Source organism: Pseudomonas nitroreducens (genome assembly GCF_014204515.1).
Classification (GTDB): Bacteria; Pseudomonadota; Gammaproteobacteria; order Pseudomonadales; family Pseudomonadaceae; genus Pseudomonas; species Pseudomonas nitritireducens_A.
Genome location: NZ_JACHLI010000001.1, coordinates 338,267 through 359,240 on the forward strand (window position 1 = coordinate 338,267; position 20,974 = coordinate 359,240).

Annotated in this window: 36 protein-coding genes; 5 read left to right on the forward strand and 31 right to left on the reverse strand. The window is 57.9% G+C overall.

The window, feature by feature from the left end; translation table 11 throughout:
- Nucleotides 1-87 precede the first annotated feature (87 nt).
- Nucleotides 88-354, forward strand: coding sequence for a hypothetical protein (locus tag HNP46_RS02110; RefSeq protein WP_184585857.1), 267 nt, complete (start codon nucleotides 88-90; stop codon nucleotides 352-354).
- Nucleotides 355-608: 254 nt separating this feature from the next.
- Here HNP46_RS02110 and HNP46_RS02115 read toward each other — a convergent pair whose 3' ends face one another.
- The 23 genes from HNP46_RS02115 to HNP46_RS02225 form a co-directional block, all read right to left on the reverse strand.
- The gene (locus HNP46_RS02115) at nucleotides 609-1,307 is read right to left on the reverse strand and encodes a GmrSD restriction endonuclease domain-containing protein (RefSeq protein ID WP_184585858.1); all 699 of its coding nucleotides are present in this window, start codon (nucleotides 1,305-1,307) and stop codon (nucleotides 609-611) included.
- Between the two features lie 26 nt (nucleotides 1,308-1,333).
- Complete coding sequence (locus tag HNP46_RS02120) at nucleotides 1,334-2,026, reverse strand: DUF262 domain-containing protein (protein WP_184585859.1); 693 nt, start codon at nucleotides 2,024-2,026, stop codon at nucleotides 1,334-1,336.
- Between the two features lie 23 nt (nucleotides 2,027-2,049).
- Nucleotides 2,050-2,805: a hypothetical protein gene (locus HNP46_RS02125; RefSeq protein ID WP_184585860.1), complete on the reverse strand. Its 756-nt coding sequence runs from the start codon at nucleotides 2,803-2,805 to the stop codon at nucleotides 2,050-2,052.
- A gap of 58 nt (nucleotides 2,806-2,863) precedes the next feature.
- Nucleotides 2,864-3,607, reverse strand: a complete 744-nt coding sequence (locus HNP46_RS02130; RefSeq protein ID WP_184585861.1) for a hypothetical protein — start codon at nucleotides 3,605-3,607, stop codon at nucleotides 2,864-2,866.
- A 20-nt stretch (nucleotides 3,608-3,627) separates the two neighbouring features.
- On the reverse strand, nucleotides 3,628-4,380 hold the full coding sequence (locus HNP46_RS02135; protein WP_184585862.1) for a DUF262 domain-containing protein: 753 nt from the start codon (nucleotides 4,378-4,380) through the stop codon (nucleotides 3,628-3,630).
- A 373-nt stretch (nucleotides 4,381-4,753) separates the two neighbouring features.
- Entirely contained in the window at nucleotides 4,754-4,945 is a 192-nt protein-coding gene (locus tag HNP46_RS02140; RefSeq protein WP_184585863.1) for a hypothetical protein, read from the reverse strand.
- 49 nt (nucleotides 4,946-4,994) lie between these two features.
- A complete protein-coding gene (locus HNP46_RS02145) occupies nucleotides 4,995-5,237 on the reverse strand; it encodes a hypothetical protein (RefSeq protein WP_184585864.1) in 243 nt (80 codons plus the stop codon).
- Nucleotides 5,238-5,380: 143 nt separating this feature from the next.
- A complete protein-coding gene (locus HNP46_RS02150; protein ID WP_184585865.1) occupies nucleotides 5,381-5,755 on the reverse strand; it encodes a hypothetical protein in 375 nt (124 codons plus the stop codon).
- Complete coding sequence (locus HNP46_RS02155) at nucleotides 5,755-5,961, reverse strand: hypothetical protein (RefSeq protein ID WP_184585866.1); 207 nt, start codon at nucleotides 5,959-5,961, stop codon at nucleotides 5,755-5,757. The genes HNP46_RS02150 and HNP46_RS02155 overlap by 1 nt, the downstream gene beginning before the upstream one ends.
- A 61-nt stretch (nucleotides 5,962-6,022) precedes the next feature.
- On the reverse strand, nucleotides 6,023-6,451 hold the full coding sequence (locus tag HNP46_RS02160; RefSeq protein WP_184585867.1) for a hypothetical protein: 429 nt from the start codon (nucleotides 6,449-6,451) through the stop codon (nucleotides 6,023-6,025).
- Nucleotides 6,438-6,815 carry a hypothetical protein gene (locus tag HNP46_RS02165; protein WP_184585868.1) on the reverse strand — a complete coding sequence of 126 codons (378 nt, stop codon included), beginning with the start codon at nucleotides 6,813-6,815 and terminating at the stop codon, nucleotides 6,438-6,440. Before HNP46_RS02165 ends, HNP46_RS02160 begins: the two co-directional genes overlap by 14 nt.
- Complete coding sequence (locus HNP46_RS02170; protein ID WP_221454565.1) at nucleotides 6,815-7,240, reverse strand: hypothetical protein; 426 nt, start codon at nucleotides 7,238-7,240, stop codon at nucleotides 6,815-6,817. Before HNP46_RS02170 ends, HNP46_RS02165 begins: the two co-directional genes overlap by 1 nt.
- On the reverse strand, nucleotides 7,237-7,632 hold the full coding sequence (locus HNP46_RS02175; protein WP_184585870.1) for a hypothetical protein: 396 nt from the start codon (nucleotides 7,630-7,632) through the stop codon (nucleotides 7,237-7,239). Before HNP46_RS02175 ends, HNP46_RS02170 begins: the two co-directional genes overlap by 4 nt.
- A complete protein-coding gene (locus tag HNP46_RS02180) occupies nucleotides 7,625-8,050 on the reverse strand; it encodes a hypothetical protein (RefSeq protein ID WP_184585871.1) in 426 nt (141 codons plus the stop codon). Before HNP46_RS02180 ends, HNP46_RS02175 begins: the two co-directional genes overlap by 8 nt.
- Entirely contained in the window at nucleotides 8,047-8,436 is a 390-nt protein-coding gene (locus HNP46_RS02185) for a hypothetical protein (protein ID WP_184585872.1), read from the reverse strand. The genes HNP46_RS02180 and HNP46_RS02185 overlap by 4 nt, the downstream gene beginning before the upstream one ends.
- Nucleotides 8,433-8,813, reverse strand: coding sequence for a hypothetical protein (locus HNP46_RS02190; protein WP_184585873.1), 381 nt, complete (start codon nucleotides 8,811-8,813; stop codon nucleotides 8,433-8,435). The genes HNP46_RS02185 and HNP46_RS02190 overlap by 4 nt, the downstream gene beginning before the upstream one ends.
- On the reverse strand, nucleotides 8,810-9,244 hold the full coding sequence (locus tag HNP46_RS02195) for a hypothetical protein (protein ID WP_184585874.1): 435 nt from the start codon (nucleotides 9,242-9,244) through the stop codon (nucleotides 8,810-8,812). Before HNP46_RS02195 ends, HNP46_RS02190 begins: the two co-directional genes overlap by 4 nt.
- A complete protein-coding gene (locus HNP46_RS02200) occupies nucleotides 9,241-9,666 on the reverse strand; it encodes a hypothetical protein (protein WP_184585875.1) in 426 nt (141 codons plus the stop codon). The genes HNP46_RS02195 and HNP46_RS02200 overlap by 4 nt, the downstream gene beginning before the upstream one ends.
- Before the next feature lie 75 nt (nucleotides 9,667-9,741).
- Nucleotides 9,742-10,182, reverse strand: coding sequence for a hypothetical protein (locus HNP46_RS02205; protein ID WP_184585876.1), 441 nt, complete (start codon nucleotides 10,180-10,182; stop codon nucleotides 9,742-9,744).
- Nucleotides 10,166-10,669, reverse strand: a complete 504-nt coding sequence (locus tag HNP46_RS02210; RefSeq protein WP_184585877.1) for a hypothetical protein — start codon at nucleotides 10,667-10,669, stop codon at nucleotides 10,166-10,168. The genes HNP46_RS02205 and HNP46_RS02210 overlap by 17 nt, the downstream gene beginning before the upstream one ends.
- A gap of 34 nt (nucleotides 10,670-10,703) precedes the next feature.
- Nucleotides 10,704-11,240, reverse strand: a complete 537-nt coding sequence (locus HNP46_RS02215; protein WP_184585878.1) for a hypothetical protein — start codon at nucleotides 11,238-11,240, stop codon at nucleotides 10,704-10,706.
- A 3-nt stretch (nucleotides 11,241-11,243) separates the two neighbouring features.
- The gene (locus tag HNP46_RS02220; protein WP_184585879.1) at nucleotides 11,244-11,675 is read right to left on the reverse strand and encodes a hypothetical protein; all 432 of its coding nucleotides are present in this window, start codon (nucleotides 11,673-11,675) and stop codon (nucleotides 11,244-11,246) included.
- 161 nt (nucleotides 11,676-11,836) lie between these two features.
- Nucleotides 11,837-12,544 carry a hypothetical protein gene (locus HNP46_RS02225; RefSeq protein ID WP_184585880.1) on the reverse strand — a complete coding sequence of 236 codons (708 nt, stop codon included), beginning with the start codon at nucleotides 12,542-12,544 and terminating at the stop codon, nucleotides 11,837-11,839.
- A 66-nt stretch (nucleotides 12,545-12,610) separates the two neighbouring features.
- On the opposite strand from HNP46_RS02225, the gene HNP46_RS02230 reads away from it, so the two are divergent.
- The 4 genes from HNP46_RS02230 (at nucleotide 12,611) to HNP46_RS02245 (ending at nucleotide 14,777) form a co-directional block, all read left to right on the forward strand.
- Complete coding sequence (locus tag HNP46_RS02230; protein ID WP_184585881.1) at nucleotides 12,611-13,264, forward strand: aspartyl/asparaginyl beta-hydroxylase domain-containing protein; 654 nt, start codon at nucleotides 12,611-12,613, stop codon at nucleotides 13,262-13,264.
- A 392-nt stretch (nucleotides 13,265-13,656) separates the two neighbouring features.
- Nucleotides 13,657-14,166 (forward strand): hypothetical protein, encoded by a 510-nt coding sequence (locus HNP46_RS02235; RefSeq protein WP_184585882.1) that lies wholly within the window; start codon nucleotides 13,657-13,659, stop codon nucleotides 14,164-14,166.
- Nucleotides 14,167-14,183: 17 nt separating this feature from the next.
- A complete protein-coding gene (locus HNP46_RS02240) occupies nucleotides 14,184-14,324 on the forward strand; it encodes a hypothetical protein (RefSeq protein ID WP_184585995.1) in 141 nt (46 codons plus the stop codon).
- Nucleotides 14,325-14,489: 165 nt separating this feature from the next.
- Nucleotides 14,490-14,777, forward strand: coding sequence for a hypothetical protein (locus tag HNP46_RS02245; protein ID WP_184585883.1), 288 nt, complete (start codon nucleotides 14,490-14,492; stop codon nucleotides 14,775-14,777).
- Nucleotides 14,778-15,066: 289 nt separating this feature from the next.
- On the opposite strand, the gene HNP46_RS02250 is transcribed toward HNP46_RS02245, so the two are convergent.
- The 8 genes from HNP46_RS02250 to HNP46_RS02285 all read right to left on the reverse strand — a co-directional run bounded on the left by HNP46_RS02250 (nucleotide 15,067) and on the right by HNP46_RS02285 (nucleotide 20,901).
- Nucleotides 15,067-15,651: a hypothetical protein gene (locus tag HNP46_RS02250; protein WP_184585884.1), complete on the reverse strand. Its 585-nt coding sequence runs from the start codon at nucleotides 15,649-15,651 to the stop codon at nucleotides 15,067-15,069.
- 78 nt (nucleotides 15,652-15,729) lie between these two features.
- A complete protein-coding gene (locus HNP46_RS02255; RefSeq protein WP_184585885.1) occupies nucleotides 15,730-16,167 on the reverse strand; it encodes a DUF6957 family protein in 438 nt (145 codons plus the stop codon).
- 439 nt (nucleotides 16,168-16,606) lie between these two features.
- Entirely contained in the window at nucleotides 16,607-17,119 is a 513-nt protein-coding gene (locus tag HNP46_RS02260; RefSeq protein WP_409372393.1) for a DUF6957 family protein, read from the reverse strand.
- 3 nt (nucleotides 17,120-17,122) lie between these two features.
- Nucleotides 17,123-17,584, reverse strand: a complete 462-nt coding sequence (locus HNP46_RS02265; protein ID WP_184585887.1) for a DUF6957 family protein — start codon at nucleotides 17,582-17,584, stop codon at nucleotides 17,123-17,125.
- Complete coding sequence (locus tag HNP46_RS02270) at nucleotides 17,581-18,141, reverse strand: DUF6957 family protein (protein WP_184585888.1); 561 nt, start codon at nucleotides 18,139-18,141, stop codon at nucleotides 17,581-17,583. Before HNP46_RS02270 ends, HNP46_RS02265 begins: the two co-directional genes overlap by 4 nt.
- Nucleotides 18,138-19,007: an ADP-ribosylglycohydrolase family protein gene (locus tag HNP46_RS02275; protein ID WP_184585889.1), complete on the reverse strand. Its 870-nt coding sequence runs from the start codon at nucleotides 19,005-19,007 to the stop codon at nucleotides 18,138-18,140. The genes HNP46_RS02270 and HNP46_RS02275 overlap by 4 nt, the downstream gene beginning before the upstream one ends.
- A 119-nt stretch (nucleotides 19,008-19,126) precedes the next feature.
- Nucleotides 19,127-19,897 (reverse strand): hypothetical protein, encoded by a 771-nt coding sequence (locus HNP46_RS02280; protein ID WP_184585890.1) that lies wholly within the window; start codon nucleotides 19,895-19,897, stop codon nucleotides 19,127-19,129.
- Nucleotides 19,876-20,901 (reverse strand): hypothetical protein, encoded by a 1,026-nt coding sequence (locus tag HNP46_RS02285; RefSeq protein WP_184585891.1) that lies wholly within the window; start codon nucleotides 20,899-20,901, stop codon nucleotides 19,876-19,878. Before HNP46_RS02285 ends, HNP46_RS02280 begins: the two co-directional genes overlap by 22 nt.
- Nucleotides 20,902-20,974: the final 73 nt, after the last annotated feature.

The following is a 20,974-nucleotide window of genomic DNA, read 5'->3' on the forward strand; positions in this document are numbered from 1 at the left end:
GAGAGCGCCAGGCCTTAGCGCAGTTTGCGGTATATTGCGCAGCTGTGGTGCTGGACTCCCGAATCAACGTCTCAGATGGTGCTGATGATGAAACTGGTTGCCGGTTTTAAGTGGTGCGTATCGATGGTCTGGGTCTTCATGGCGCTGCTGTTTCTCGCCCTGTTTTCCCCATTCCTTCTGCTCGCTACGATCCTGGGTATCTGGGAAGGGCATCCGACCATAAACCTCACACTCATGGTGATGACCTTGGTCTGGGTGATCACTGCTTGCTCGCTGGGCTACTTCTACTGGGCCAGCCACAACCTGCAACTAGGGGAGTGCATGAGCCTGTTCTTTTCCTCCAATCCGTGCTGATCCAGGGGGACAGGCTGATGAATCAGCTTCGGCCCGTTCGATCATTGAGAAACCCCTGGTGGGTGATGCCGGTGGCTATGCTTGGGATGGTGAACGGCGTCGTGGTTTTCCCCATCCTCTTGCTGATGAGCTATCAGCTAGAGCAGTACCCGCACCCATACGCGATTCTCGCAGCGAAATTCGCGAGTGGGACGGGTCTTTGCCTATTCTTTCTCTGGTGCCTTCTCTGGCCGGAGGCTGGCAGCCGGCATTGATCAGCCTGCGACGAAGTTCGCGCGTTTGACGTATTCCTCGACCCGGTCTTCTTCCTGCCATTCCACGACTATTGCGGAAAGCATGGCGCGGTTGAGAGCGACCTGGGCGTGGAAGACGAATTGCTGAAATTCGCGATACACGTCGCCGTCAAACTTGGCCCATTCGACTTTTCGGCGACGTTCCATAATCTCGTGCATTTCGCGTCCACCCTCGCCTGGAATTGGCTTCAGCAGCCAGGATGGTATACGCAGCCCAGTGAACAGCTCTTTGTCCGGCACGAACTTGAATGCACGCGATTCGAAGTCCAGCACCAGGGTGTAGCCATCAGTCCAAACGGCGGACTCCTCGGGCGTCGGAGCTTTGGTGCCCACTTTCCGGTGCATGACCCATAGAAGTGTTGCCAGGCGAGCATATCCGTCGATCACCAAAGCTTTGGGAGTGCTCCCAAGCTCGAAGCTTTCAGGGCCCAAGTAGGGTCGGACTTGCTCCTCCTCGAAATACTCTTCGCCAGGCGCCCATACAGAAATGGCACCCAACGGGAAGTGGCGCATGATCGAGTCCATGAACAACTCGACATTCTGCCGTGTCCAGCTGTAGGGGCGGGTGTAGGTTGCTGCCCGCAACACTCCGTTCTCCAGAAGTTGGTCTAGCTGACCGGGTATCAGCTGGCAGGGGAATGGCTGGTGGTAGCAATGCATGGCGTTTCCTTAAGCGTTCTGGCCGATCAGGCCGGGTAGAGATTTGCGCGTGCTGCGGCATCCTTCGCCGACTGCTCGTCGCCATAGGTCATGACGGTCAGCCCGAATCGGGCGCCGTTCAGCGCTTGAACCGCGTCTTTGACGAAGCCGATGAAACCGATCACGTCCTCGGGCTGGTGCTCAGTCCAGCTCTCGCGCTTGCGGCGCTCGATGGTATTGGTGAGCTCACCCGAGTACAGGGTGGATTCGTCCGGACGCAGCATGTAAGCCGGCATCCGCAGGCCTTTCCAGGACTCCTGGACGGGCACGAAGATGAAGCCTTTGGCCTGCCAGTCCAATACGAGGCAGTCGTCCTCGCTCCAGACAGCATCCTCCTCGGGAGTGAACGCGCTGCAGCCGGGGCGACCGAACATCACCCAGTGCAGGGTGGACAGCCGGGCATATCCGTCCATGATCGCACCGCGCGGCTCAGCCATGGCGTGACTCAGATCGGCAGGGCCCAGGAACTTCTGCACGCGGTTCTGCAGCATGCTGGGTTTGTTGGGACGCCATTCGATGATGCTGCCCAGCGGAAGGCCGCGCAGAACCGAGTCCAGGAACAGCAGTACGTCCTTGCGGCCCCAGCTGTAGGGGCGGCGGTCGGCGAACGGCATCAGCTCGCGGTCGAAGAACAGCTGGAAGATGATGGTGGCCCGGAGGTTGTCGTAAGAGACGAGCATGATGGTCATCCTTGAGGTTAGGGTCAGAAGCGTTTTCGGGAACTTGCATAAGCGTTGGCGTAGTCGTCGGCGATGCCGGCGGTAGCCTGGGTGTTCATCGTCGCGAGGACTTCATCCATGGTGCCTTGCATGTAGTGGCAAACCGTGGCTTCGGCGTTCTGGATTGCATATGCGACTTCCCAGCACAGGCGCTTGAAGTCTTTGATGCTGTTCGGGCCGTACCCCCGCCAGACCTTTTTCGTCATCTCGCGGATGTATTTGCGACCAGGAGCCTCCAGCTGGCAGTCCTCGCCCGGAGCGAGCAATTGCACGGGGATGAGCAGGCCGCTATTCAGCTCATCATCATCGACCCAGATGAATTCCTTGGTTTCTGCATCGAGAACCAGAGTCTGGCCGTTGCACCACACTGCTAGCTCCTGTTCGCTGTATTCGCACGGTGCAGGAGTGATGGTGGTTGCCCAAGCCAGCGTGGCCATGCGGTTGTAGCCGTCGATCACCATGGCACTTGGACGTGCATAGGCGTCGCTGTTTCCAAGAGCCCCGAGGTGCTTGTGTCGATACCCCTGCCGTTGGTTCATGAACTGGCCGGGCATGAGCCAGACAGAGACGGTGCCGAGCAGCTTGCCCTGCAGGATGGAGTTCATGAAGGACTGGACTTCTTTTTGGCCCCAAACGTAGCCACGGCGGTGCTCGCAGAAGATTTGAGCACCCGTTTGGAACACGCTGGCCATGGCTCGAAAGCTGTTGGTGTTGCTGACACAAAGGGTGGATCGGTACATCACGACAATTCCTTTCGCGGTAACTGCCGGCACCATGGGCCGGCCTGATTCGATAGGGCTATGCCAGGCGGATTGCGGCCAGGCTCATGGCGTCCAGGTAGTTATCCTTCACCCCTGCAGTCTGGTTCAAATGCATGGTGGTCAGAACCTCGACCTCTTCGCCGTTGAAATAGGTATTCATGCTGGCCTTTGCCTCGTATAGACGGTGCGCAGCTTCATGGCAGGCCTTACGGAACGTGTCGATCCGGGCGGGTTCGATGTTCTCCCAGTCGTCCTTCTGTCTGATGCGGATGTAGGTCATCGCGCGGTTCGGCAGTTTGGTGCCATCACCTGGGTTCATCAGGGTTGCCGGAAGGCAGAGTTCGTCTTGGACAGTCGACTCCTCGCACCAGCGGAACTCCCCAGATTCATCGAAGACCAGGGTCATGCCGGATCGCCAGACGGCCAGCTCTTGCGGCGAATATTCGATCTTTGCCGGCTTGTGGGAAAGCGCCCAGGCCAGGGTGGCGAGTCGGTTGTAGCCATCCATGATCATCATCTGTGGGCGGATGGTGCCCTTGGCCATGCCGAGCGCGCCCAGGTGGCGGGGCTTCATCAGCATGAGACGAGGGAGGTCTGCATCCGCCGGGCGCCACACCTCGATGGTGCCCAGGTGGTTTCCTTTGATGATCGAGTTCATGAAGAGTACGACCTCGCTCGGGCCCCACACATAGCCACGGCGGTTCCCGCTGAAGATGTACTTGCCGTACTCGAAGCCGCTGGCCAGTGCTTTGAGCTGAATCTGGGAGCCTTTTGCGAGCATGGTCGTTATTCCCCCTGGGCCTAGCCGGCAGTCCAGTTCATGGCGTAGTCGAAGTCTTCATGGGCCATCGGCACACCAGTCCGGCAGATGCGGATAAAGGCCCGGCGGGCTTCCTCGGGTGTAGCGTCCTCGATCACGGTGTCGATTACCCTGGCGCGCTGGAACGCGCGCTGGGCATAGTCGAAGTCCTCCCACAGGCAGTCCAGGTCATGCTCCCGAATGCCGGCGAACTGAGTATCCATCAGCTCACGCATGTACTTCGATACTTCTCTGTGCATCTCCGGGGTGGAGAGGCTCATGAGACACCAGGCCGGCAGCCGCAGCCCCACATTCGCTTCAGCATCGGGCACGAAGCGGACACTTTGCGATTCGCCGTCGTACACCAGGGTTTCGCCGGACATCCAGACGGCGCGCTCGGCGTCGGAGTAGGGCAGATTCGGGTCGTAAACGCCTTTGCAGGACACCCAGGCCAGTGTGGCGAGGCGGTTTTGGCCATCCATCAGCAGGAGGCGTGGGTTCCAGGGCGTATCGGCGCCTTTCAGAGCGATGGGGCCCAGGTTCTTGCGCCCGATTTCTGTCAGCACACCTTTCTGCTTCGGCATCCAGCTGAGGAAAGAGCCGATTGGGAATTCCCGGAGAAGGGAGTCGAACAGAGCCTCTACGTCCTGTTTGCCCCATACGTAGGGACGCTGCATGCCGGCCGGAGCGACGAAGCCGGAGAAGACCGATTTCAAGACGTCGGTGATGAAGCGGGATTGTTGGACTACCTTCATGCTCGAATCCTTCGATGGGCAGCGGGTTTCGATGGATTTTAGAGTGCATTGAATGCACTTACAAGCTCTTTTAGTTGGAAATTGCATGAGCTGTGTTTAACCCTCGGTCGCTGCCCCAGGCTTCCGGCGGTACTCTACGCGGTAAGACACGTGCTCGTTGACGATCTTCAAGTCCCGAACACGCCGTTCCAGCATGCCGGCAGCTTCCAGTCGGTCGCAGCGGTACATGGGCCGGGCAATCGGTGCGAAGCGGACGTCGAACCACTCCGTTTTCGGTAAGTCGGCCAGTGCTTCTCGGTCGGCGGCGGTCAGTGCGTTCGGTTTGCCATTCGACACGGTGGCTTCTCTCGATGAGTCCTGCGACTCTGCAATCCTAGCAGTCATGGCAAAGGAACAGGAGTTCCTTGTAGCAGCGAGGGTCGCCCCCGGCCTTGCCGCAGTTCATGTTGCACACCTTGGATTTCGGATCGAACTTGGCCAGCGCTTCCGGATCGGCGCGCGTCCAATTGATCATCGAGACGGGAGTGGGCTCGACGGATTTTGGTTTACGACGACTTACGGCCATTGCACACCTTGCTGATTCTAGGATGAGAAGAACTGACGGAGGAGGATGGTTAGAGCGCAATGCCCTGGACACGATTCGGCTGTTGCTGCGGCGCGGTCACGTGCTGCTCCACGCGCGGCTGAATCCAGAAGCAGCGGCCGGGCACCGCCGTGCAGTTCGGAACCACGTAGACCGGTACGGTCACGACATTGGTCGCGGGTTCGGCCTGGGCCTGTGGTTGCGGGTCAGGATGCGAGGCACAGCCGGCGAGGGAGAGCAGGGCAGAGGCGAGTAGAAGCGTTGTCGTGCGCATAGGTTCCTTCCTGGCGTTGATTTGGCTAAAGGAGGGGCCTCGCCCCAAGTGAGGCAATTCTATGGAAAAGGAGCGATAATGTCAATGTGATACGATGAGAAGTATCCAGCGGGCGAAAAGAAACCCGGCTAGGCCGGGTTGGTTCAGGGCGAAGGAGTTGGCGAGTCGTCACCTCGGCACCAGCCGACCTCGATCTCATCACCGTCATCATCGAGCAGAGTGTCTACCAGCTTCCTGGATCGCATCTTCTCCCAGTAGTGCACCGTTGGGTCGGCTTCATCGCCGTCCACCATGCCAACACCGTTCGCGATGATCGTAGAGAAGCCCTGGCCACGCATCCACCGAAGGGCATCTTCGCTGTGCCCGTGTCCCTTATAGGCAGAACTCCATTCGTAGATCATCAGGCACGAGCCGGTGACGTCCACGGTGCCGGTGACCCGCCCATCATCGTACCGGTAGAGGCCGTCAAACTCGAAGATCCTGGGCGAGAAGGGCGGGATGACCGCGACCTGTTCCATCAGTGCAAACTGAACTCGTCGCGGTCGGCGCGTCGGGTGTTCTTGCGGATCTTCTCCACGTGCTTGTCGTAGAGGTGCTCCATGTGATCTTCCCACTCATGGATGTGGTGGCCGAACTTGTCGGCGCAGGCGGCGAGGAGTTCCTTCTTATTCTCGGCCTTGAACTCCTGGTAGCTGGGGATATTCTGCAGCGGGATCTTGCTCATGGTCTCGTCCTCCATTGTCTATCCAACGTAGCCATTGAGCTATGCCGGAAACAAGAGGGGCTCAGATCGAGTGAGGGTCGTGTCCGACGGTCAAGATCCATTGGTTTTTGGTGCTCAGCTTCGGCGGCGCCAGCGTAAGCCAGGGTTCATCAGCTTCGCAGTCCATGCTAATTGCTTCCGCCCAGGAATATCCTGGAATAGCTGAGGCTTTGTCGCGTCGAATCAGGCGGTCAGCGAGATTGTTGCAGGTCGCGGCCATGAAGGATTTGACCCGGATGAGCCCGTTTTCCCGGTTAACCTCCCCCAGCATGAAGAGTCGGTGTACTGGGCCTTCTTTGGGCTGCAAGATGGCCTGGTCTACTGCGTAGAGAGTGCGCTCTCCTTCGGCCCAAAGCATCGGTGGAATCGAAAAAACTACGCAGATAGGCAGCAGCGAGGCCAGGATGATCAACTCTTTGGCAATCTCGCTCAGCGGGCTATTCAGCTTCATCGGGAGTCTCCAGGATTTTGGGGTCAACCCGCACCCAGTAGGGTTGTGTGTCGCAATCGCTGCTGACGGCATTCTTCCATTCGCCCGGCAGGGCTTCGGTGCTATCCCGGTGCGCCAGCTGTCTGGCCAGCGCTCGGCAAGCGAGGCGGAACTCTGGATGGGTCTCGATCAGTCCAGACGCAAGTCGCCTAGCTGTTGCTGGGATTGGTGTGAGTGGGTGCGCTTGGGCCGGCGTGCCCAGGAGCCTGTCAATCTTCAGGGTCTCGAGGCTGATCGACTTGGTGCTGTCTTCGTAGGCGGCGCCAGCGGCCAGGCCTACAGCAACTGCGACGGCCAGCGCCAAGTAGTCTGGGAGCTTGTCCATTAGGATGCCGTCCTGGGGGATGCCTTGGGAGGCAGCTTAAACACGAAGTAGTCACCTTTCTCGCAAGCTTTGAGGGCGCCGGTCAGGGTGCGCCGCTCGCCGTTCATGGCCACGATGCCGCGCTTTTCGTAGATAGCTTCTGCGACGTAGCCGCAGTGCGTCGAGTTCTCCGTGAGAATCCACCAGGTGTCGTTGGTGCTGCCTTCCCACTCGAGCTCAAGGAAATCGAAGTCAGGGGGAGCAACATCGTACTCGGCGTCCTTCGCCTGCATCTGCTCGATGTAGGTGACCGCATCTTCGGCGCTTTTGCCTGTTGCGGCCACCAGATTGACGAAGAGTGCCAGTGAAATCGCCGAAATCAGCGTAAGCACTGCTGGAGCGGGGTTGTCCGTGAAGGCTTCGATGATTTGGCGCACTCTGCTCATTGGTTTGGCCAACGGGAAGGGATGACGAAAACATGCTCACCGGAGCTTGTACAGAACTGGTCGAGACCCTTCTGGGTCAGCTCGATTCCATCTAGATATGCCTGGCGCTTCTTGCCCAGCAGCTCTTTCGCAGTCTTGAGGCAGTCCACGTTATCGGTGATGGTCATCTTGAGGACGCTGTGATGGACGATTTCCATGCTCCCGTTGTTGCGCAGTTTGATCGGGACTCCCTTGGGAATGCTGTTGCTGTCTACCATTCGGAGAGCATGGATGACGGTCTGCTGGATTTCATCGTCCTGGGATAGATTCCAGGAGAGCAGGCTCAAGCCGATGACAGCCGAGACGGTTAGGGCTGCAGCTGTAGCGCACTTTCTCAGGCTGATCTTAACCATGAGGTAAATCCTTGGAAGGGTTGATAGCTGCTTTTAATGGGAAAATGTCGATGTCCGGCTGATTCACGTCGTTACATGCAGCTTCGACCTGGCTAATCGAGTAAGCGTTTCCAAGGCGGTCTGCGTAAGTGAGGCCGACTGCTTTCAGAGCTTCCCAGGTGTAGAGGCAGATGTTGATGTCGCTATGGCTCATCGTCAGATGGAAAGGTTGATCGGCTGATACCTTCAGGGTGATCCCCATATCCTGGAGAGTACTTGCCTCGACGCTCGTTACTCCAGGCGTTGGGTATAGTGCGGAAATCCTGGCGGCCGTCTTTGCCACTTTGCTCTGGTGTGCGGTATTGGAGTAGATCCATATGGTTCCGATAATCAGGAAGAAGATCGAAAAGAGATAGGCCACGCGCTGATCATCGGTCATGGTTTCCTCGGGGTCAGATGGAGCCTGGCCTTCGGAGTTCGCAGGCACTCATCGCCAATCTCGGCGCGCTGCAGCACGCGGCCGCCGGCAGTGATCGCATCTATGCGATGCAGGCTGAAGAAGTCGATGACCTCGAAGCACAAACCTCCAGGGGGCAGCACGATGATTGCTCGCTTTGGCCCGCTGAGGTCGTACTCGAAGTCGATGCCATAGGAAATGAGCAACTGGTCGTTGTCGGGGTTGCTCCAAGCGGCTGGCTGGCGTGTTGCGTACTCGAAGGCAGCAACGGATGCTCTGTAGGCTTGGTACTTGTGGTAGATGGCGTTGCCCATGCTCCCAACGATGGCCGCCATGAACGCCACGATAGAGAGGTTCTTAAAGGTCATGTCGGTTGCTTACCTCTGCGGAGATAGAACCGTACCTTCTCTTCTCCCCTGCAGGCGGTTTTGATCTGCAGGGTGCTTAGCGGTTGGCTGACCTTATCCATGTAAACGAAACCGTTGTCCCGGAAGGCGCCCCATACGATAAGGCAAAGACGGCTTGGTTCGACCTCGATTTCCAGCGAACCGGGCATCCTGGTGTCCGATGAAAGCTGAACGCCGCTCTCTCTGATCAGCGCCTGGTCATCGGCTCCTTCGGGGAGTTTCGGGAAGAAGAGGGCGTAGTCCACCAGCGCCGCCGCAGTCCTTCTGTTCTTCCGTTTCTCATGCTGGTCGGCAATGGTCACTGCCACCACGAAGACGAGGATCAGTAGGTATTTCATGCAGGATTCCCTGGAATCGACACGACATGTATCGGACGAACATCGCCGCAGGCTGCCTCGATATCCTTGAAGTCCTTCACCTGGTTTCCGTCGATGCGGGTGTCTTCGTAGGCGGGCGCCAGAATCACCCCCATAATTTCGCAGCCTGGCTCGGTGACTGCGTATGCAACCAGCCGACCCTCCTGCAGCTTGATGGCGACACCGTTATCCCACTGTTTGGGGAGCGAGGGAGCGCGCGTATCGGCTGCCCGGATCATCTGAATATCTTCGGCTGCCTCCCTGTGCTTGGCGGTGTCTTTCCCATTCAAACTGATTTTCAACATCTCTCCCAGGCACAAGATGATGAAGGTTACTAGGAAAGCACCAACTACCATTTCGAAAGGACTGGTGGCAACGCTCGGTTTGTTGGTCGCGGGAGTCTTCTCCGTCATGATGCGACCCTGGGCACCGATACAGCGTGTTCCTCGCCATCTGCGCCACAGGCGCCTTCGACCTGCTTAAGCGTCAGCACGGGCTTGCCATCGACCTGGACGTCTTCGTAGGTATGAATAAGCCCGTTAGCTAGAGCCTTGCAGGTGTTTAGCTTCACGCCAGTCGCTTCCAGACGCTGTCCATGATGCTGGAGCACAAGACCCTCGATCCAGACCTTCGGAAGGCGGGGAGCACGCTTGTCGCCGGCACGTAGGAGTGCGATATCGGCTTCTGCCTCCATGGCTGTAATCAGAATCTCGTCCACGGTTCGATTCATGGTCTGGTTGAGGTAGTAGATACCGCCAAGGATGATCGCGAATACCACTGCGGCCATGGATGACCACAGCTTTTGATCGTCTGTGTAGGAAGAAAAGAACGGCATTTGGCTGTTTGTCTCGATACCAAGATTGTGTCAAAGGGCCTCAATACGGCTCCTAGGAGCGCCGTGGTGCGTTGATCAGCTCCCTGGCCTACGGTCGGGCACAGTCAGTGTTGCAGGCATCTTCTCGCAGCTCTCGCGCACCTGGCCTTCGGTAAGAAGGATCTGGCCATTGAGCTTCACCCCGGTGAAGGTGCGCAGGAAGCTCTTCGCCACCGAGTAGCAGTTGTCCCACGTAGACATCGTGACGGTGTACTTCCCATCCGTGTGTTCGAGCCTGACCCGGCCATCGCCCCAGGTTTTGGGAAGCGGGGAGGCCTTTTCAGAGGAATTGCGCTGTAGCTGTACCTCGTCGACCACTTGCTCGAAGACAGGGCTGTCCTTCAACCCGGCTATAAGCACCCACCACATGAGCACGCCGAACAAGACACCCAGGATGGTGATGATGAGAAACGAAGCCGCTGTACCAGGATACGTAGGTTTCGTGGCGGGGGCGGTCGAATCAGTGGCTTCCGTCATTGTCTCGCCTCGGAATTGATCGTTCGCCTGACCTGTCATGACGCTCGGCGCTGACGACAAAGACGTGAGTCTTTTCGTCACTACAGGCCGCAATGCGGTTCGCCTTGGTCGACTCCTCAGAATCACCAGGCTTTAGCGCCTGTCCATCAAGGGTCACCGAGGGGTAGTTCTTCAGCATCGCTTTGTAGAGCCGGTGGCAATGGAAGGCGTTCTGCGCAACAAGGCTGACGCTGATCGATCCGTCTGGCTCTTCCTTGACGCTGATCTCCTTGCTCCACGCCCCGGATGGAACACCCGGATCAGTCTTTCCGGCTCGCAGAGAGTCAACGTAGGACAGTGCTTCTTTAGCCGCGAGAGGATCCCAGCTTAAGGAATCAGCGCTTTTGAAAATCTGGATTACAAGCGAGCTCATGGCAACCCCAGCTACCACTGCACCAGAGAACATGAGACCGATCAGAGCGCCAGACTTGATGGTTTTGAGCTTCATTGACTTCCGTCCGTCGAAAGAAGATGGGAGTGGTTCATTTCAGGATCAGCAGGTGGTGCTCTTTGCCCTGGGAGCAGAGTGCATCTAGGGCCTGAGGACTGATTAGGTTCATGGGTGTGCCGTCGAACCTGGCGAACGAATTGCCTACAAAGATGCTGCTCAACTTCCGGCATGGAAGTGCGGCCTGGAACATGAACACGCTTGATAGGTCAGGCAGAGTTTTGAAGACCACGTAGTCCCCCGTGTACTCCGGTGGTGTGAAGTTTGGGTTCATGTACAGGCTGGGGGAATTGGCTGCCCTGACGTAGTCTAGATAGGCGTTGGAGGCATAGATGATGTCGGTCAGTTTCTGGTTTCTCCCGCTAGTACACTCCCAGAACGCCATCATGCAAACAGTCATCACGTACCCGAGTACATAGAAAACCATGCCGCGCACAACCAGGGTGAATGGCGTGACTACCTTGGGGGTCAGGCCTGTGATCATCAGATAGGGGGCTGCGATGGACAGCGAGAACACGGCGAGGATGCCGAACCAGGTCAGGGTGTCGTTCCAGAAGTCAAAAATGTCCATAACTTAGGACTTCGTTCTGGCGATTGGCTCTCGCGGGGCGATCTGGGCCCAGTGCTCGCCTTCTTGCTTGCACATGATCGCGAAGTCGATACCGCCCAGCTGCTGGCCATTGTTGAGGCGCTGATCCGAGTAGGTAACGGTGGGGTAGCGCCAGCTCACGGCCTTCATGACCTGGTTGCAGGAGTAGATGCTGTCGGCAGAGACCCGGATCGAGCCGTCTGCTTGCCTGCTGATCGTGAGATCCTGCTGCCACCCCTGCGGGGGCACGGCTACCTTTGCGTCGTTCTGCCAGAGTCCGTAGGTGGTCTCCAGGGCGTCGTTGATATCCGACCGGTAAACCAGCTCCTGGATATGATCGATGGCCCCCAGGCTGGCCATCAGTACCGCGACGGACAGTGCTGCTGCCGGCACCTCGATATCCCAGAAAGTATCCATGCGCGAACCTCGGATGTGAGCGAGCACCGGCCGGCAAGGTTCCTGGGCACGGTATATGGGAGACTGCCCATTGTGTATCTATCTCCTTTTTCAATCAATTGCAGACGAGCGGTGCCGGAAAGGAAAGACCCGGCCAGGCCGGGTCTATTTCGAAGCTGGGGTTACAGGCCAGGGGAGGGCGTCTCATCCCCCGGCGCCTTCTGCGGCAAGCCGGCCAAGAACTCTTTCAGCGCTGCCGTCCGCTCTTGGATGGTGGCCAGAGCGGCGTCTGTTACCTGAGCCAGGTTGTTTGAGGCTTCGGTTACAAGTATTTCGACTGCATCCCGATCCTCGCTGGTGAGGGCTTTCTTCCGCTTCCACTGGGCGCTGGTTAGCGCTTCTGAAGCCTTGGAGACGGATTGGTAGGCATCTGCCATCGGCCGGTTGTATTCCTGGGCGATGGTCAGGTGCGGCTCTTCCTTGTTCGCAGCCCGTTGCCAAACGTAGGACTTGGTTACACCCGACGATGTCCAGGCATTCATTACACGGTCGGTAGCGTTCTTGCACTTGCGGTTGATCTCTTGGCGTTGCCTCAGCTCGACCAGGTAGGTGTCGAGCTTTCCGGCAGCTACATCTGCCTCGAGGCCGGCGTAGAGCTGATCGGTGAGTTTGGTTTTGACGTATCGTGAGCCGTCGCATCCAAAGCACCTGGTGCCGCTTGTATGGTTAAACGAGTAGTTACCACTGCCGCCGCATCGGCCGCAGTAGGTGCCGTGGCCAAGAGCGATGATTCTGGTGTGCAGCGAGCTTTCCTGCTTCTCCGGTGGCAGGGTGTCGCTGCGCAGCAGGCGGATGAAGTCTTCTTTGGTCTTGGTTTGCTTGGCTGCCATGGAGTTTTCCTCTGTCTTGTCTCATCCTAGCGCCAGCGCAACTGTGAGTACCAGAGAGGAGTGGGCATGGCATCGGTGATGGGGAATTTCTGGGATGGTTCCGGACTGGCGCCCGTCGACGGGCACGTGCTGCTTGGCCGGCTGAGCCCCGCCACCCTGGCCAACCTCCAAGAGACGCTGGTGCCGGCGGCGCACGCACTGATTCGTTATGAGTCGATGGATTTGGATGCTGAGGATCGCCTATTCCATCCCTCGGCGCCAGGCGGCCTGGGTGACGCCATGGCCGGGTACGGCCCAGCTCCGGATTTTGATAGCAACGAACTGCAGACGCTGATGCCGTGGAAGAACCTCGACATCTGTCAGCGCACCCTGATGGGCTACGACTACCTGCAGCAGCACTGCGACCTATGCCCGGACAGCACCGAGATGCGAGGCGTGGTGTTCCTGGTGCTCGACGCGCCCCTCGGCTGCAATTTCGTTGTAAATGGAGTTGTCTATGAGCTGCAGCCTGGGGACGTGGTGCTGTTCGACGACATGACTATCCATGGGATGTTCCCCATCCGGCCGCCGGCCTTCTACCGCGACAGTCGCTCCACGGAGCACGATCCTGACCGCGAGGCCTTCGCTCGGGATAACTGCTTCAGTGTTCTGCGTATCACTCACGACCTGGGCGGGGGTGAGGAGCCGGTACTGGACAGCGATGAAGACTGGCTGGCGTGATCTTCCAGCCCTCTAGGGCGGTCGATCAGGTACACTGGTCTAATCCAACAGATGGGTTTTCCGTGGAGTCCTATGCAGAGCCTACTACGTCGATTCTACGCCGTTCTCATGTGGCCGCTTACCGCCTTTATGGCCACGGTTGAGCTGATCACCTCAACACCGCTGTTACTCGTGAACAAGCATGGCCCGGACATGCCCCCGATTCTACCGCTCCTGGGATTCCTGATATTTCCGTGGCTCAGTCTCATCTGGACGTTGATCTTCTTGCTGCCTAGGGCCTGGTGGCCAGCGATCTTCAACCTCATTGCGAAGCTGCCGCTCTTCGACTTCTTGGCCGGCCTATTCCAGCCTTCACCTGCGCCGGCCGACACGAATAACCAAGCGAGATCCTGATGTCCGAAGTACTGCACGAACACCTCCCTGGCCTGTTGGCCGCAACCCGCGCCTTGGAAGATGCAGGCCCTGAGTACGCCAAGGCCGTGGAGCTTCTCGACAGCCTGGCCAAGCACGCCCAGCGCATGCCGGCGCCGCCGGTAGACCGCTACCTGGTTGAGTTTGATACCCAGCAGTCCGACGGTTCGTGGGTGTCTGAGGAGCACGTCGTCACCGAGGCGCCGCAGTCGCACTACGCCGACTGTGCCACCCCGCTGTACCGTGGAATGGGGATGCACCAGGCCGACCTGGCCGTGACAGAGTTGCGGCTTGAGATTGACCGTCTGAGTCGTCTCCTCAAGGCTCACGGAGTGGCCGTACCTCGCGCCAGCCTGCCTCAGAACCTCGCCGATCTCGAACTGCCGATCAAGGCGATGGCCAACTTCAGCGAAAGCGCCCTGGCCGAGTACCAGTACCTCTGCCTTCGGAACGCCGAGCTGGAGAGCGCCAGCGAGAGAGCAGGGCGATGAGAGAGAAGAGCTCGAGGTTGCGTATCCCGAAGCGCCCGGCGGGGGTGGTGGTCAAGGCCTGCCCCGCAGTCGGAGACCCGGTGCTGCAGCTGGAGAACGCATTCGCCATGGTGTTTGAGCGATACGCGGAAGCGTTCGCCAAACTGGCGAAGCATTAATATAGATAAAGAGAGTGTGGTTATTTAAGCGCTCACTTCGAACAACTAAGCATTACTTATCCGTTCAACACTCTTTGTTGACAATAAGTTGATAAAGGAAGACCATTGCTGTTGACCGCTTTGGTTGAAGTTTCGATTAACTCGCGCTCGGATAATAAGAAGAACATGAGAAACGCGAAAACTGCGAAAGATGTTGTTGCTTTCGTTGCTGGCCTGGTCGAGGCCGGCGTGAAGATCCCGCAAGACGAACAAGGCCTGCTCGCTGAGCGCCTGGTCAAATCCCGCGACCCGGAGCGTGAGCTGATCCGTCTGGGCCTGGGCCGCAAGCACGCTACCGTGCACTTCACCGTCGAGGGCGACAGCCTGGACGGGAAGAAGCTGTCCAAGGCGTTCATGGACATCGGCTTCGACGGCTACTGCCACAAGGACTTCCTGGGTCTCCTGAAAGTCTGATCCTCAGCGAAGCACAAAGAAGAAGGCCCGGATTGCTCCGGGCCTTTTTCATTGGCGGTGTAAGAACACAGCCCCCACTAAAACCAACAAGGAAGACGGATAACCGACAAGTTAGCCTACGACTCCTGGCAGCGCTGTTGATCGCCTCTTTGGGCCACTACGCAGTACAGGAACGTACAGGCTTCTCCAATAGTTCGTTTGGGGCTGGCGAACCAACTATTGCCAACCCGCGCGATGCGGGCCCCCTGCCTCTTTCGCCTCATCTGGCAGGGGTTTTCAGGCAAATTCCTTACTCGAGGCCGAACTCGGCCTTGACCTGCTCCGGCAGATCGAAGCTGATGCTCTGGGTGGCGTTGATGTAGGCGATCTCGTCAGCGATCTTGGTCAGCTCGCGCTGGATCGTGTTCATCTCGGCCTTCATCTCCTCTTCGCGCTCCTGGCTGAACACCGTGATGCTCTGGTGGCGGATGCCGTTGGTGTTCTGCGCCTTGAGCTGCAGGGCCATCCAGCCCTTGTAGCTGGCCTCGTCCATGCCCGAGCTGTGGTGCTGCACCGAGCCCATGATGTTGCGCAGTGAGGAGAGGGCCTGGTTGCGGCATTTCTGGCGCTTCAGCAGCACCTGGATGCCGTGTTCGCTGTTTGCAACAGCGATGGCCTCGTTCACGTTGAGCAGGGAGGTGTGGAGCCCACGCAGCTCGTTCAGCTTCTTGGAAGCTTCTTCCTGCTTTGAGGCAACTTTCGGCAAGTCGCCTTCGGAATAACACATGACCGGTGACAGACTCACCAGGACTTCTGCTTCGCACTCAGTGATGCGGTTGGTGATGCGCTCAACGAGCTTGAGGCCCTGGGAAAGACGGATTGTCGTTTGGGTCATGTAGATTCCTATTGTGGCAAGTCAGTACGCCAGATTACTGCCAGAGCGGCATCCTGTCAATAAATATCAAAAGGAGCTTCATGCAATACTCAGGATAATCTGCGGGCGCACCTTCTTCCGCTGCCCTTCGCCAACCAGGACGTAGACCGTGTTTCTGGTCTCGAAGTAGATGCCGTCGGTGAATTTCACCAGTCCGGTCGAGCGCACCCAGTTGCCGGGGTGGAAGCGGCCGGCGCTGTCGTCAATCACGCGGTGGGAGTAGAGGAGGTTGGGCTCCTGGCCATGGCTGCGAAGGATTGCGGCTTCGTCCTCTGTGATGTCCAGGTCAGCGAAGATCCATTTCTCAACCAGGCAGTACGGCTTGTGCGGGAAACGTTCGGCGGTAATCCTGGCCAGCTCATTGAGGGGCATTTCGCAGCCGGCCATGGGTTCGCCGGGAGCGTTCAGGAAGTTGGAGATCGCGGATAGGACGCCAAAGGCGCCGTCGGTGCCGGCGGGCAGTTCTGGTGTGGTCATGGTGCTGATCCGGATTGGTTTCAGCAGATCATATCGGCTGCAAAATTCGGGTAAAGGTCGTGGAGTGTTTACATCGTGTGTACACGATGTTTACAACTGCATCGATTATACATCGAACACCGTTAAATTTGCAGGCTTACCCAGGCTACTGCTGCCACTTATCATCTGACAAATTGCGGTTTACGGGAGGCCTCAATGGACTTCAGAGACGATTACGATGACGATTGGCTTGATGTTGGGCAGCGTATTCGACTGATATGCAGTTGCGGGGCTATATTTTGGGCCGTTGTTGGAAGAACCGACTGCCAACACTCAGTGTCTTGCTGTATTTGCGTAACTGAGGCGGCATGCGGCCAGCGGTGTAGCTGATGGACGTATCGCAGTCCACTGGCCCCTTCATCCGGCGGATTGATGGCAGGAGAGTGAGACCTGGTTGGCCTCAAGAATTTGGCGTCCGCCAGTTTTGCCAGCGTTCTACCACGCCGAGATGTTCCACGGCCTGATCCGACGGTAGGGCTGCTGCCTCGTCCTTTGGTGCAGGTTGCATCACCACCAAGATGGCCTCCAGCGTGTCGATCAGTCCGACAGCCTGCTGACCGCTCCCGGAACTTGCGACCATGACCCCCTTCGTGCTTCTAATCCAGGAAGAGATGAGCCAGTCCCCGTGTTTGATCTCATTGGCTGTATCCAGGACGACAGCTGGGCTCCAGATCACTGCCGGCTGGAGGCCCAGGTGCGTAAGCCTCTTCTGCTCAGACCTCGATACTACTGGCGCAAAGCTGCGCCAGCCTTCGATGATCACGATCCGCCGCTCGGGGTAGAAGTGCTGGGCCGCAAAGAGCGCGTTGTCTTGGCTGCTCGTTGATCCATGGAGTGGTGCCCAGGGATCTTTCAGGGTGTGCTCTTTCTTTCCCTTAATCGAGACGCTCTCCTTCCGGTTGGTAGGGCTGATCGATCAGCCCCTGATGGTTAGCCAGTTTTTGTGGAGCTCGTAGGTGCCCAGCTTCTCGTCGGAGCCGAGCCAGGGAGGGCATTTGTCCGTTGCGTCCTCTCCACCGTTCATGGCCACCAAGACTGTTTCCTTCGTCTCGAACAGGCATGTCACCTCGATGGGGCCGACCTCGCGGTACAGCATGCCGGCGTACATGCTCCTGATCCACGACGAGACAAGCTTGCCCCCTGGCTGCAATTCGCCGGCTGTATCGAACAGAATGTGTTCGCTCCAAACGACCCCCGGCTTATGGCCCAGGTAGGTGAGCTGAAGGGAATCGCTAGCGGACAAAGTTGGCTCGTAGAGATGCCAGCCCTCAACCACGATTACGCGTTTGCCGGGATAGGCCATCAGTGCGTGGTCGATACCTTTCTGCGTGAGTGATTCCGCGTCTGCGGATTCGAGCGGGTTCCAATGGGCAGTCACTGCGCGGCGCCTTCTTCGAGGTTCTTGTGGTTGGCATTTCGGGCTTCTTCATACGACTTCATCCGCATGAACCATTTCTGTTGCTTTCGCCAGGATTCGCGCATTGGCCAAGTGGGCTCATCCTGAGGGAGTCTGTACCCCAGGCCCTGGAGCTGGATTACAGCCTCTTCAGTGTCCACCAGGACGACATCAAAGAAACCCCCGATCAATGCATGGCCCGTGAAGCAGCGCGCTTCGATCACACCAGAGGATATCACCCATTCGCCAGGGTTGAGCTTGCCGTGACTGTCGGAAACCACATCATGGCTCCAGACCTTTATCGGGTGCCGCTTCTTCCAGGCGAGGTAGATCCTCGTCGGGAGTTTCACTTTGGGCTCCCAGACGCGCCAGAACTTAACGACGATGACGCGCTTTCCAGGGCGCCACTCCTCAGCCATCCAGTCCCCGTGGTGGTTATCAGAGGTGCCCTCGATTCGGATATCGCAGTGCTTCAGTCGAAAGCACTTCTCGATCAACCTATGGATCAGTCCGCCAGTCTTTCCTGTCGGCGCCGTCATGCAGCCTTCCCGCTGAACCGCTGCCCCATCGAAACGAGCATCTTGACCAACTGCAGGGCCTTGTTGGAGCGCTTCACGCTCTTACCGCACCCGTATTTGATCTCAAAGTCTTTGACGATGCCCAGCAGACCCTGGCTGTAGGAGCCGAGTACTCCTTCGGCTTTCTGGCGGAGGTCGTCCGGAACGCCGTACAGAGGCTCAGCGACGGCCGCAGCGCATGCGAGCAGGGTGTCTGTGTCTCCGCCGACGTATAGGCCGTTGCGCAGTACCTTTTCGAAGCTGTCTGCCTGCAGGGCGCAAGCGATGGCCACGGGCACGGTGCCTTGGCAGGACACGTCGAACTTGTAGGTCTCGTTCAGCTCGTCCAGGTTCAGTTCCACGTCGTACTGGAACCAGTGGGTCATGACGGCCTTGATCTCATCCTTGGTGGCACCGTGGCGGGCCAGGAAGACGGCTACGGCGATGGCCTGTGCGCCCGCCAGGCCTCCGGGGTGAGCATGAGTAATGCAGGCTGATTGCTGAGCTTCCAGCATGACCGCCTGGAGGGTGTTGAACGCCCAGCCTACCGGCGAAACGCGCATAGCGGAGCCGTTGCCCCAGCTGAAGTTCGGGGTGATGTAGTTGCTGTTGGTAAAAGCCCAGTCCATGAAGCTCGGGCCGTACCCGCAATTTTGGTACTCCCTGGCGTATTGCTGGTACTTCTCGGTGTAGAACCGACTCTTGAGGATGGCGTCTGCGGTAGCGACGGTTAGAACGCTGTCGTCGGTGACGCGGGACTCAGGCACGAACAGTTCGGCGTCGAAATGCTTGGCGTCCAGGAATTCATGGACAGACCCAACCACGTCGCCAATGATGGCTCCGATCATGAGGTTTTCCCCTTCTAGTTATGCCGGAAATGCTATGGCGTAGACGGGGTTCGGTCAATGAGGGGGAGCTCAGGGGGAGGGGAGCCAGGCACCGCTGCTGATGCCTGGGCTGAACACTATCAGTCGAGATTGAAGGCTCTGCGGATGTGTTCGATGACTTCGGCCATTGTGCCGCCGACATCAAGACTCTTCAGGTCGACATTCTCTCCCCCGAGCTGGTCGAGGAAGGCGAGCATATCTGCCTTGATACTGTCCGGCACCGTGAACTGGCCGGCCTGCAGAAGCTGGGAAAGGCGAAGGACGTCGTTGCGATGTTTCTTGATGGTCTTTGAGTCTACCGACTCGGGATTTTCGGCCTTTCTGGCAGTCAGATCGAGCCATGCCCGCATCTTGAAGGGGATCAGTCGATCCTCGGTGATGTGGCAGACGCCGTTGGTTCGCTCCATTCCGCTACGGAGGAAGTCGTAGTAGTCGTCGTTGAGGAGGATGGCCGAGAGGCTCGACACCGATTCGTCTGTTGGGATTTGAGTGATCGCGCCGTTTTCGGATTGGCCCATGCCTTCTCCGGAGCGGGAGAACAGCTCGATCAGCTCAGGGTATGCATCGTTGGCCGGCTTCCCGAAGCGGTAGAACACAGGCTTGGGTTTCTCGCCGCCTCCGACCTCCTGGATGGCGTAGCCGCCTTCCTTGATGAATTTCCAGAAGTGGGCAACGAATTCGGGGGTGAGGGCCTCGATGATCAAGACAATGTCCAGATCACGAGTCTTTCGGAACTCCACACCGGCATTGTCCATCGTGATGGACGTGGCGACACCTCCGATGAGCACGTACTGCTCCTGGTATTCCTTAAAGTGCTCCGCAAAGAGCTTTAGTCCTCGTACTTCATCCACGGGTGCTTCTCCTTGAGTTCGTCGAGCGCAATCTGAACGCGCTCGTCCGGGTGATCTTTGAGGGTCAGAAACAGCGAGACTTCATCAACGGTCTGCGAGTCGGTGGTGAAAGGCTTGTAGCTCCAGATTTCCACTACTGCCTTCGCCCGGTCATTGCCAGTCTCGAGGATGAAGTTGTCGTCCATCATGGCTTTGTACGCGGTGTTGGTCATCGCGAAAACCGGGAGTGCCGGCTCAGCTAGCAAGCTGTACCTGGCCAGGGCGGATTCTCCGGCCAAGTAAGCTTTCACGTAATCGGTCGGAACTTCGTCGATGACGACGCTGCGGCGCACGGGATTCCGCAGAAATGGCATGGCTTTCTGCAGCATGCGATTTCTGGGGCAGGTGAAGCGGTAAACCTTGTTGATCACCGAATCGTTCACGTGTTCGATGAGATTGGCAGACTCCAGTTCAGCAATGGCTTTCGAAAGCGTCACTCTGCTGAACTTGGCGTTTCCCATGAAGCCGTTTGAGGTGAACCGATCACTCTCGTCCCATCCCTCGATCATGTTCCGAATCAACATGGATTGAGTGGCAGGGGATAGCGTCAGGCTTTCGACGTCTAGCTTGCGCCGCTTCCTGAAAGCCTCACGCAGGCTGATACCAATCTCCGGAACATGGAACTGCCAGCCGGGCCGGATGAAGTTGATCTGATGGTCGATCATGCTCCTGCGGTCAGCCTGATCGATGGAGTCGCTGACGTAGAGGATGACGTTGTCGGTGGCTTTGGCCGTGAGGTTGATGTGCTTGCGCAGGTTTACAGCGCCTGGGTACTTCTCACCTTTTCCAACCAGTCCGAGCAGCTTGATTGCCGGCAAACCAGGAGGCGTGATCTCGATTTCCAGGAGGCCGTATTGGTTCTTGATCAGCGGAGGAACGTTGAGCTTCCCCGCACCCACAACAGTGGCCGGGAACCCCAGTGTTGTTTCGAGGTAGTCTTTGAGCTCGCGCTTCGAAAAACTCATCGTCGAAAGTCCTTGCTGTAAACCATTTTTTTCGACTGTAAACCAGTGAGGTTTACACGTCAAAAAAATGATT

Coding starts and splice junctions, on each gene's coding strand:
- HNP46_RS02110 (WP_184585857.1), top strand. CDS start 88: ATGAAACTGGTTGCCGGTTTTAAGTGGTGCGTATCGATGGTCTGGGTC.
- HNP46_RS02115 (WP_184585858.1), bottom strand. CDS start 1,307: ATGCATTGCTACCACCAGCCATTCCCCTGCCAGCTGATACCCGGTCAG.
- HNP46_RS02120 (WP_184585859.1), bottom strand. CDS start 2,026: ATGCTCGTCTCTTACGACAACCTCCGGGCCACCATCATCTTCCAGCTG.
- HNP46_RS02125 (WP_184585860.1), bottom strand. CDS start 2,805: ATGTACCGATCCACCCTTTGTGTCAGCAACACCAACAGCTTTCGAGCC.
- HNP46_RS02130 (WP_184585861.1), bottom strand. CDS start 3,607: ATGCTCGCAAAAGGCTCCCAGATTCAGCTCAAAGCACTGGCCAGCGGC.
- HNP46_RS02135 (WP_184585862.1), bottom strand. CDS start 4,380: ATGAAGGTAGTCCAACAATCCCGCTTCATCACCGACGTCTTGAAATCG.
- HNP46_RS02140 (WP_184585863.1), bottom strand. CDS start 4,945: ATGGCCGTAAGTCGTCGTAAACCAAAATCCGTCGAGCCCACTCCCGTC.
- HNP46_RS02145 (WP_184585864.1), bottom strand. CDS start 5,237: ATGCGCACGACAACGCTTCTACTCGCCTCTGCCCTGCTCTCCCTCGCC.
- HNP46_RS02150 (WP_184585865.1), bottom strand. CDS start 5,755: ATGGAACAGGTCGCGGTCATCCCGCCCTTCTCGCCCAGGATCTTCGAG.
- HNP46_RS02155 (WP_184585866.1), bottom strand. CDS start 5,961: ATGAGCAAGATCCCGCTGCAGAATATCCCCAGCTACCAGGAGTTCAAG.
- HNP46_RS02160 (WP_184585867.1), bottom strand. CDS start 6,451: ATGAAGCTGAATAGCCCGCTGAGCGAGATTGCCAAAGAGTTGATCATC.
- HNP46_RS02165 (WP_184585868.1), bottom strand. CDS start 6,815: ATGGACAAGCTCCCAGACTACTTGGCGCTGGCCGTCGCAGTTGCTGTA.
- HNP46_RS02170 (WP_221454565.1), bottom strand. CDS start 7,240: ATGAGCAGAGTGCGCCAAATCATCGAAGCCTTCACGGACAACCCCGCT.
- HNP46_RS02175 (WP_184585870.1), bottom strand. CDS start 7,632: ATGGTTAAGATCAGCCTGAGAAAGTGCGCTACAGCTGCAGCCCTAACC.
- HNP46_RS02180 (WP_184585871.1), bottom strand. CDS start 8,050: ATGACCGATGATCAGCGCGTGGCCTATCTCTTTTCGATCTTCTTCCTG.
- HNP46_RS02185 (WP_184585872.1), bottom strand. CDS start 8,436: ATGACCTTTAAGAACCTCTCTATCGTGGCGTTCATGGCGGCCATCGTT.
- HNP46_RS02190 (WP_184585873.1), bottom strand. CDS start 8,813: ATGAAATACCTACTGATCCTCGTCTTCGTGGTGGCAGTGACCATTGCC.
- HNP46_RS02195 (WP_184585874.1), bottom strand. CDS start 9,244: ATGACGGAGAAGACTCCCGCGACCAACAAACCGAGCGTTGCCACCAGT.
- HNP46_RS02200 (WP_184585875.1), bottom strand. CDS start 9,666: ATGCCGTTCTTTTCTTCCTACACAGACGATCAAAAGCTGTGGTCATCC.
- HNP46_RS02205 (WP_184585876.1), bottom strand. CDS start 10,182: ATGACGGAAGCCACTGATTCGACCGCCCCCGCCACGAAACCTACGTAT.
- HNP46_RS02210 (WP_184585877.1), bottom strand. CDS start 10,669: ATGAAGCTCAAAACCATCAAGTCTGGCGCTCTGATCGGTCTCATGTTC.
- HNP46_RS02215 (WP_184585878.1), bottom strand. CDS start 11,240: ATGGACATTTTTGACTTCTGGAACGACACCCTGACCTGGTTCGGCATC.
- HNP46_RS02220 (WP_184585879.1), bottom strand. CDS start 11,675: ATGGATACTTTCTGGGATATCGAGGTGCCGGCAGCAGCACTGTCCGTC.
- HNP46_RS02225 (WP_184585880.1), bottom strand. CDS start 12,544: ATGGCAGCCAAGCAAACCAAGACCAAAGAAGACTTCATCCGCCTGCTG.
- HNP46_RS02230 (WP_184585881.1), top strand. CDS start 12,611: ATGGCATCGGTGATGGGGAATTTCTGGGATGGTTCCGGACTGGCGCCC.
- HNP46_RS02235 (WP_184585882.1), top strand. CDS start 13,657: ATGTCCGAAGTACTGCACGAACACCTCCCTGGCCTGTTGGCCGCAACC.
- HNP46_RS02245 (WP_184585883.1), top strand. CDS start 14,490: ATGAGAAACGCGAAAACTGCGAAAGATGTTGTTGCTTTCGTTGCTGGC.
- HNP46_RS02250 (WP_184585884.1), bottom strand. CDS start 15,651: ATGACCCAAACGACAATCCGTCTTTCCCAGGGCCTCAAGCTCGTTGAG.
- HNP46_RS02255 (WP_184585885.1), bottom strand. CDS start 16,167: ATGACCACACCAGAACTGCCCGCCGGCACCGACGGCGCCTTTGGCGTC.
- HNP46_RS02270 (WP_184585888.1), bottom strand. CDS start 18,141: ATGACGGCGCCGACAGGAAAGACTGGCGGACTGATCCATAGGTTGATC.
- HNP46_RS02275 (WP_184585889.1), bottom strand. CDS start 19,007: ATGATCGGAGCCATCATTGGCGACGTGGTTGGGTCTGTCCATGAATTC.
- HNP46_RS02285 (WP_184585891.1), bottom strand. CDS start 20,901: ATGAGTTTTTCGAAGCGCGAGCTCAAAGACTACCTCGAAACAACACTG.